9 protein-coding genes are annotated in these 8,830 nt (G+C 42.8%); all 9 read left to right on the plus strand.

Features of this window, described 5'->3' with window-relative positions; all coding sequences use genetic code 11:
- On the plus strand, positions 1 to 1,222 hold a 1,222-nt coding region (locus B7L72_RS08430), incomplete at its 5' end, for a hypothetical protein (RefSeq protein ID WP_176212857.1).
- 1 nt (position 1,223) lies between these two features.
- Positions 1,224 to 2,027, plus strand: coding sequence for a LicD family protein (locus B7L72_RS08435; protein ID WP_081193730.1), 804 nt, complete (start codon positions 1,224 to 1,226; stop codon positions 2,025 to 2,027).
- Position 2,028: 1 nt separating this feature from the next.
- Positions 2,029 to 2,262 (plus strand): adenylyltransferase/cytidyltransferase family protein, encoded by a 234-nt coding sequence (locus B7L72_RS19100; protein WP_446718563.1) that lies wholly within the window; start codon positions 2,029 to 2,031, stop codon positions 2,260 to 2,262.
- Positions 2,263 to 2,517: 255 nt separating this feature from the next.
- Positions 2,518 to 3,459: a hypothetical protein gene (locus tag B7L72_RS18240; protein WP_139788477.1), complete on the plus strand. Its 942-nt coding sequence runs from the start codon at positions 2,518 to 2,520 to the stop codon at positions 3,457 to 3,459.
- Positions 3,460 to 3,486: 27 nt separating this feature from the next.
- The gene (aepX, locus tag B7L72_RS08445; RefSeq protein WP_081193732.1) at positions 3,487 to 4,788 is read left to right on the plus strand and encodes a phosphoenolpyruvate mutase; all 1,302 of its coding nucleotides are present in this window, start codon (positions 3,487 to 3,489) and stop codon (positions 4,786 to 4,788) included.
- Positions 4,788 to 5,912, plus strand: coding sequence for a phosphonopyruvate decarboxylase (gene aepY, locus B7L72_RS08450; RefSeq protein WP_081193734.1), 1,125 nt, complete (start codon positions 4,788 to 4,790; stop codon positions 5,910 to 5,912). Before aepX ends, aepY begins: the two co-directional genes overlap by 1 nt.
- Before the next feature lie 19 nt (positions 5,913 to 5,931).
- Positions 5,932 to 7,029 carry a phosphonoacetaldehyde reductase gene (locus B7L72_RS08455; RefSeq protein WP_081193736.1) on the plus strand — a complete coding sequence of 366 codons (1,098 nt, stop codon included), beginning with the start codon at positions 5,932 to 5,934 and terminating at the stop codon, positions 7,027 to 7,029.
- Between the two features lie 29 nt (positions 7,030 to 7,058).
- Entirely contained in the window at positions 7,059 to 8,174 is a 1,116-nt protein-coding gene (gene gmd / locus B7L72_RS08460; protein ID WP_081193738.1) for a GDP-mannose 4,6-dehydratase, read from the plus strand.
- A 12-nt stretch (positions 8,175 to 8,186) separates the two neighbouring features.
- Positions 8,187 to 8,830: glycosyltransferase family 25 protein (locus B7L72_RS08465; RefSeq protein ID WP_139788484.1), on the plus strand; the 644-nt coding region annotated here is incomplete at its 3' end.

Below are 8,830 nucleotides of genomic sequence, written 5' to 3' on the forward strand. Positions count from 1 at the left end.
TTTTAGCCACGCTTATGATGTTTTTTCAATTGCGAAAAATTCTAAAATTTTAAATAATCTTTTGTTGAAAGAGTATTATAATGATATTCCTTATGAAGAAACAAAGCGTTTGCTAGGGTTTTGCGATTATGAGATATCTGTGCTTGTTAATAAGGAAGGTGAAAGTTACTTTAATTTTTCCAAGCGTGCAATAGTCGATGGTAATAATTCGTTATTAGTTTATATTTGTAATAAAATCCCAAAAGAAATGGATGAGTCGAGAAATAAAATACACCTCATTAACAATGAAGAGCTCGACTTGATAAACGATTTGAGAGAAAAAAACAAAAAGGAATTAATTGATTTTTCAACTAATAAGGAAGTTATAAAGAATCAAAGATATAAATTTTATATCGATGCACAGCATGGGTTAGGTAATCGTTTACGCGCTATCGGTTCTGCGGCAGCGATTGCTAAAGCAACAGATAGAAAATTGGTGATTGTATGGGAGCCTGACCATCACTGTGAATGTCGTTTCTCAGATTTATTTGATTATGATGGTGAGGTCATCGAAGCTAGTTTTGTTGAAGGTGCAGAAGCAAAAGGCATGACAGTATTCAATTACATGGAAATTGAATGCGGTGCAGAGAAAGATAAGCTAATTTCTGAAGAGGTTGTCGGTGACATATACGGTCGCTCAGCATACGTTTTCCAATCGCCTCATAGCAACTGGGTTATAGAGAACGAATTTATAAGATCGTTAAAGCCCTCAGCTCAAGTAGAAAAACTCCTTAAAGGATTTGAGCTATCCGGCTGTGTTGGTGTGCATGTTCGAATGGAAGCAGGTAAAGGGCTCGACCATAATACGTATGATGACGTCTCGAATTGGACAGAAGAAGGTCATGAGCAGTTACATTACTGGAGAGACAAAAGCCATTACTCGCATTTCATAAAACGAATCGAGCAATTAATGGCAGAAGAAGATAACTTAAAGTTATTTTTAGCGACGGATCTCCCTGAGACATATAAAATTTTTCAAGAGTGCTTTGGGGAAAAATGCTATTTACTTAAAAGAGATGTTTATGATCGTTCAAAAGAACAGATCATTTATGCCTTTGCTGATGCGATATTATTGAGTCGATGTAATCGGCTGTTGGGAAGTACCTGGAGCTCGTTTAGCGAGCTTGCGATGCGGTTGTCAACGACATTCTCAAAGATTGAGATGAGTGGAAAGGATTTTTAAAATGAATGTGAAAGAATATCTTATGCAGTGTGAGTACGATGAAGTAGAAAAATTATACTTATCTGCTTTAGTAAAAAATAAGAGGGTTGACATCCTAAATTTTTATCTTGAGAAGTCTAATGATAAAATAAGAAGCCATAGTTTTATTCAAAGTGCAATCGATGAAATAGAAGGCCCTGGGTTTGTTTTAACAGGTCATGGCATTTCCAGATCACTAAGAAGTCGTTATGACTCCGGTAAGTTAAAAAAAATATTCAGACTAATATCCGAATTTCAAAAAAGTTTAAAGGACGAACTCAACATTGAATCTTTTGTTACATCTGGAACATTGCTTGGAATTGTTAGGGATAATGACGTTATTGCTCATGACGACGATTTTGATCTTGCGTATATTAGTAACTTCAGTTCTGAAGAAGAAATTATCTTAGAAAGAAGACGTATTTATGACTGGATTAATAGCTGTACTGAGTTTGAGGCAAAAGATTGTGCTGGGGGGCATTTTTGGATCTACTATAAAACTGATTCTTTGAATTTTATGTTTGATCTCTTTTTGTCTTGGGTAAAAGATGGCTTTTTAAACGAATTCCCCCTCGATCCTAAGAAAATAAAAGCAGAATCAATTCTTCCACTAAAAATGATTAATTTTTATGAAAGTGAAATCTTTATCCCTAAAGATCCAGCTTCCCTGCTAGATGTTAATTATGGTAGTTCTTGGCGTGTACCTGATCCATCATTCCGCTTTGATTTTGGTAAGAATAACTCCTTTTACTGGTTCTTATTAAAAAATAAAATTGAGAATAACTAATATGAGAAAAGTTTTAACTTATGGTACTTTCGACCTTTTCCATGTTGGTCATGTCAGATTATTAAAAAGACTTAAGTCTCTAGGTGATCATCTAACTGTCGCTTGCTCAACTGATGAATTTAATTCAGTTAAAGGTAAGAGAACTGTGATAAGTTTTAAGCATCGTGTGGAAATACTTGAATCCTGCAAGTATGTTGATGCTGTTATTGCGGAAAATTGCTGGGAGCAAAAATAAATGATATTAAGGAGCACAATATTAATGTTTTTGCTATGGGTGATGACTGGTCTGGTAAATTTGATTTCTTGTCTGAGTTTACAGAGGTTATTTATTTAAGTCGTACCCAGGATATTTCTACAACTGATATAAAAACTTGGGTGCAGCAACAGCGAAGTGAAAATTCTCAGATGCTAATAAATCAATTAGAACGAAGCCTTGACTTGGCTCGGAGTATTTTTAATTAATAACTCATAATCAGTTTTGGAGCAAGCCGTGCTTAAAGTTGTGTCCTCAGACTTGGTTGTCAAACCAAAAGTTGATATATCAATCGCTGGTAATTATGAATTGCGATTTAATGATGTTACTGTTTCGGAAATGAATATTAATTCAGGCGATGATTTGGTTTTCATAGTGAAGGGTGGAGTTAGTAAAATCCCTGATGGGGTGGTTTTTAGTGTTAATTATATTTCCGGAAAATTTGATATTTGTGTTGATTCTTGTGTTTTTAGAGAATCGTTATGCAAACATAAAACCCTAAAGGAATTTTCTCATGATTTAAGTAAGGGGCTTATTCTTAATAAAAAAGGCCAGCTGCAGTTTAAGGATTGGTCTACAAGTAAAGTCAATAGTCATCTCGAAGCTTACACTTTAATTTCTGGGTTTTTAGAAGATTTTCTCGGTTATGAGTTATTTGTCACTCATGGAACCGCTCTTGGGATTTACAGAGATAATAGAATTATACCTGGAGATGATGATTTTGATTGCTGTTATTTTTCAGAGCTCCAAACTGGCGCCGACGTTGCAGCTGAAAGAGATATGATATTACATGAAGCTTCTAAGCTGTTCGATTTGGTCAGAGCATGTCCATCAGGACATATAAGGATTACAGTTAATAAAGCCACAATTGATTTAATGCCGGCATGGTTTAAAGCTAATAAAGAAATCAATATTTCTGGTTTCACTTCAATGCAGTATTTCTCCGATTTGGTTTTTCCTGCTCACCTAATAGAGTTTGAAGGAACAAAGATTAAGTTATTTAATAGGGTAGAGAGGTTTTTAGAATACCAATATGGAATGAACTGGAAAACCCCTGATCCGGGATATCGCTCCATTCTATCTGAGCGGGAGAAACAAAATAGGTATATTCTTAAACCATCCCAAGATATTATTAATAAATTCGGCTTTTTGTCACATCGAACTAACAAACTGGTATAAATGCAATTAAATTTAGTGAGTCAACATATGAAATTAGTTTACGTCGGTATGAGTGCTGACTTGGTGCACCCTGGCCATTTAAACGTCCTCAAAGAAGCGCAAAAGTACGGTGAAGTGGTGGTGGGGTTGTTAACCGACCAAGCGATCGCGAGTTATAAGCGTATTCCGCACATGGAATTTGAGATGCGTAAAGAGGTGATTGAAAACCTTAAAGGTGTGTCTCGGGTAATTCCTCAACATACATTGGACTATGTGCCTAACTTGCGTGAGCTCAAGCCTGATTATGTGGTGCATGGCGATGACTGGAAAGAAGGCGTGCAGCAGAAGACCCGTCAAGCGGTGATTGATGCATTGGCGGAGTGGGGTGGTGAGCTGATTGAAGTGCCTTACACCAAGGGCATTTCATCAACTAAATTGAATAAAGCGTTAAAAGACATTGGCACCACGCCAGAGCTTCGTTTGAAATCACTGCGCCGAATGCTGAAAGTCAAACCGTTGGTGCGTTTTCTGGATATTCACAACGCACTGTCCGGTTTGATTATCGAGAACACGCATATTATCGATGAAAACGGTAAGCGCCGTGAGTTTGATGGGATGTGGGGCAGCTCATTGACGGATTCGACCGCAAAGGGCAAGCCAGATATTGAAGCGGTGGATGTTTCGGCGCGGATGACGACGCTGAATGAAGTGCTGGAAGTGACTACCAAACCGATTATTTACGATGCGGACACGGGTGGTCAGCCGGAGCATTTTGCCTTTACGGTAAAAACTCTTGAGCGTTTGGGTGTGTCGGCTGCGATTATTGAAGATAAGACTGGCCTGAAGAAAAATTCCCTCTTTGGTACAGACGTGCCACAGACGCAAGATTCGATTGAAAACTTCTGCCATAAAATCAAAGTGGGTAAAGCCGCGCAAGCAACAGATGACTTTATGATTGTGGCGCGTATTGAAAGCTTGATTTTAGGGCGGGGCATTGATGATGCCATTGAGCGTGCAGAAGCGTTCTTAAACGCAGGTGCGGATGCCATTATGATTCACTCGCGCGAGAAGACGCCGGATGAGATTTTAGAGTTCTGTCGTCGCTACAACGAGATTCCGAACCGCAAACCATTGGTAGCGGTACCGTCAAGCTACAACAGCATTACTGAAGATGAGCTGCAGGCTGCGGGTGTTAATATCGTGATTTATGCTAATCAGCTGCTAAGAAGTGCGTATCCGGCCATGGTCGACACGACTAAGTCTATTTTGACGCATCAGCGCTCAAAAGAGTGTGATGCACAGATGTTGCCGATTAAAGATATTTTAGAGCTGATTCCAGGTACGAAATAATGATTGAACCGAAATTAATGTTCGAAGCATTGAAGCGTGAAGGCGTTGAGCTTTTTGCTGGTGTGCCAGATTCACTACTGAAGAACTTCTGTGCCTATGTCGATGACAATGCCGCTGCAGGTGAGCATATTATTACCGCGAATGAAGGTAACGCGGTGGCATTGGCTGCAGGTTACCACATGACCACGGGTAAAGTGGCGGCGGTGTATATGCAAAACTCGGGGCTTGGCAACACGGTGAATCCGTTAACCTCATTGACTGATCCGGAAGTGTATAAAATTCCACTGCTGATGATTATCGGTTGGCGCGGCGAGCCGGGTGTTAAAGACGAGCCACAGCATGTGAAGCAAGGGCGTATTACTGCCGAGCAGCTTGATTTATTGGGTGTGCCGTATGAAGTGTTGGCTGCCGATAGTGACTATGAAGCAATTGTGAAGCGTTTGATGGCAAAGGCGAATAGCACGCAAGCGCCTGTTGCTTTACTAGTCAAAAAGAACGCTTTTGCAAGCTATAAGAGCCAGCGTAAGCCTGATAGCCCGTCTGAACTTAAACGCGAAGATGCGCTGGCGGCACTGTTAGATGTCTCGGGTGATGACTTGGTCGTGTCGACGACCGGTAAAACCTCACGGGAAGTGTTTGAGCTTCGGGTCAAGCGCGGTGAAGCACAACGCGACTTTTTAACCGTGGGTGGCATGGGACATACCTCGTCGATTGCGCTCGGTGCAGCGCTGGGTAACCCAAATAAGCGTGTGGTTTGTATTGACGGTGATGGCTCGGCCTTGATGCACTTAGGTGCCATGCCGATTATTGGTGATGTGAAACCAAAGAACTTAGTACATGTATTACTAAACAACGCCGCGCACGAATCAGTTGGTGGTCAGCCTACAGTGGGCGGACGCTTCGACTTTGCTGCACTGGCTAAGGCTAGCGGTTATCTTCATTATGCATTCGCCTCCACTGAGGATGAGATACTAAGTGCATGGCAGAGCTTACCGCGTGGCGGAGGACCTGTGATGCTGGAAGTTAAAATCACCACCGGCTCGCGTGACGATTTAGGTCGTCCGACATCAACGGCAGAAGAAAATAAGCTGGCGTTTATGGCGTTTGCTGGAATCAGTCATTGATACGAGAAGGGATTTAGCAATGAGCGAATGGCGTTATCATAATCCAGTACGACTTGAGGCTACGGTCCTTGAAAGCTTACCAAAGCTGATGCAAACGCTTGATGCTGCAACGGGCAAGTGGCTTCTGGTCACTTCAGCAGGAATGACTCTCCGCGGTGTCACCGAGCGAGTGAAGGCGTTAACTTCAACGCTGGATATCGACTGGCTCGTGCATGATACGGTCACGCCAAACCCGGAGCTGGATGACTTAGATGCAGTCACTGCTCGTTTGCTGCCCGACAAAATTGTTGGTGTCGTCGCTCTTGGTGGCGGTAGCGTGCTGGATGCAGCAAAAGTGCTGGCGGTGACGTTACCGCATGGTGAAGTGAATTCACTGAAGGCAAGCTTGCGTGAAGGAAAGGGGCAGCAATGGCAAACGAAACTGCCGTCGATAGCCGTTCCGACTACCTCAGGCACTGGCGCGGAAGTAACGCCGTTTGCCACGGTGTGGGACCAAACCGAGCATAAGAAATATTCAGTTACCGGCACACTGGTGTTACCGGATATTGCCTTGCTTGACCCCACGCTGACGCATAGCCTGCCAGAAACTGAAACCCTCAATACCGGCTTAGATGCGATTTCCCATGCCTGTGAATCACTTTGGAATGTGAATAAAACTCCGGTCAGTGAGGCTTATGCACGCCAAGCATTAATCTTGGCGAAAACGGCACTGCCGAAAGTGCTTACAACGCCCAGTGACATCGAAGCGCGCGCCGCGATGCAGCAAGCGAGCGTGCTCGCTGGACTTGCGATTAGTCAAACGAGAACAGCGATTGCGCATGCGATTTCGTACCCGCTCACCAGTCACTTCGATGTGCCCCATGGATTGGCGTGTAGCTTTACATTGCCCAAGATTATTGATGACTTTATTTTTGTATGTAAAGAACAGGCACTTATTGACTTAATGCGATCAGTGCAAAGAATGCTAGAAGAGCTGAGCTTATATAGTCGAGTTCATGAGTATGCGTCTGAAGAAAAAATTCTTCAGTTGGCAGGAGAAATGTTTCACCCAGAGCGGGCTGGTAATTATCTTGGTAAACTATCGTCTGATAAAGTTACAGGATTTGTTAAACTCTAAATTGTTTCTTGATTGGATTAAAAGTAAAAATGAAAAAAGCATTGATTACCGGTGTAACCGGCCAGGACGGCTCTTATTTAGCCGAGTTTTTGTTAGAAAAGGGATATCAGGTTCACGGTATCAAGCGTCGTGCGTCGTTGTTTAATACGCAGCGTGTCGACCATATTTACCAAGATCCGCATGTGGATAATCAAAACTTTGTGCTCCATTACGGTGACTTAACCGACAGCTCAAACCTTACCCGCATTATTCAAGAAGTGCAGCCCGACGAGATTTATAACCTTGGTGCGCAGTCGCATGTTGCGGTGAGCTTTGAGTCACCCGAGTACACAGCCGACGTTGATGGCATGGGGACCTTGCGTATTCTTGAAGCCATCCGCATTTTGGGCTTGGAAAAGAAAACCAAGTTCTATCAAGCGTCGACGTCTGAACTGTATGGTTTAGTGCAAGAAATTCCACAAAAAGAAACCACACCGTTTTATCCGCGTTCACCCTATGCAGTGGCGAAACTCTATGCCTACTGGATTACCGTGAACTACCGCGAGTCATACGGTATGTATGCGTGTAATGGCATACTCTTTAACCACGAATCACCTCGCCGTGGCGAAACCTTCGTTACGCGTAAAATCACTCGTGGTTTAGCCAATATTGCCCAAGGCTTAGAACAATGCTTATACATGGGTAACATGGACGCCTTACGCGACTGGGGACATGCCAAAGACTACGTGCGCATGCAATGGATGATGTTGCAACAAGAGCAACCAGAAGACTTTGTGATTGCCACTGGCGTTCAGTACTCAGTACGAGAGTTTATTACCTGGTCAGCAAAAGAGCTTGGTGTCACCTTGCGTTTTGAAGGCGAAGGCGTTGATGAAGTCGCAATTGTTGAAGCCATCGAGGGCGACGTCGCACCAGCACTCAACGTTGGTGATGTGATTGTGAAAGTTGACCCACGTTACTTCCGCCCTGCTGAAGTAGAGACACTGCTCGGTGACCCAACTAAAGCTAAAGAAAAACTCGGCTGGACCCCAGAGATTACCGTGCAAGAAATGTGTGCAGAAATGGTGATGGAAGACTTAAAAGTCGCCAAGCGCCATGCATTGCTGAAAGAGCATGGGTATGATGTTCCGGTTTCGGTTGAGTAAATTGATCCACCCATGACAGCTTTGCGTGATTTCTTTGCGAAGTTTGACGTCGTTCTATGTATTTCTCTCGTAGAAAGCACTGAACGACGTCTGCACATGCAAGCACTTGCTGAACGCTATGATATATCCAATTTCCAATTTATTGACGCTATTTCTGCCGACAGTGAGGCATGCCGAATCGCATACACCCAGGGGCGGGTTGTTACCTTTCCACCATGTTTTCGTTGTGGGAATCTTAGCTGCGGTAAAGATGACTGTAACAACACGCTAATTCCCCCTCAAGTTGCCACATTCTTGAGTTACGAAAAAGTTTGGCATTGGTTAGCGCAAAGTAAGCACCAGAATGCATTAATTATTGAAGATGACCTTGCGATCGCCGATAAAGCACAAGAGCGGGCAGGGCAAATCATCAGTCAGAACTTGCTTGAAAAGACTCCAATTCTAAGTAATGAGAGAGCTTTTTTATTGCGTTTTGGTTGGGCCCTTTGCGCTGAGCATAAAGCCAATAGCTCAGTAACCTTCTTACCAGCTGAGAAAATGTCGAACCCTTGCCACGCCATCAATAAGAAAATGGCTGAGCATTTGTTGGGTAACTCAGACAAAATAACAACAACCGTCGATATTTTTCAACATCGACAGGCTTGTAATGAAAGTAA

It is taken from the genome of Halomonas sp. BC1, assembly GCF_002078135.1.
GTDB classification, from domain to species: Bacteria; Pseudomonadota; Gammaproteobacteria; order Pseudomonadales; family Halomonadaceae; genus Vreelandella; species Vreelandella stevensii.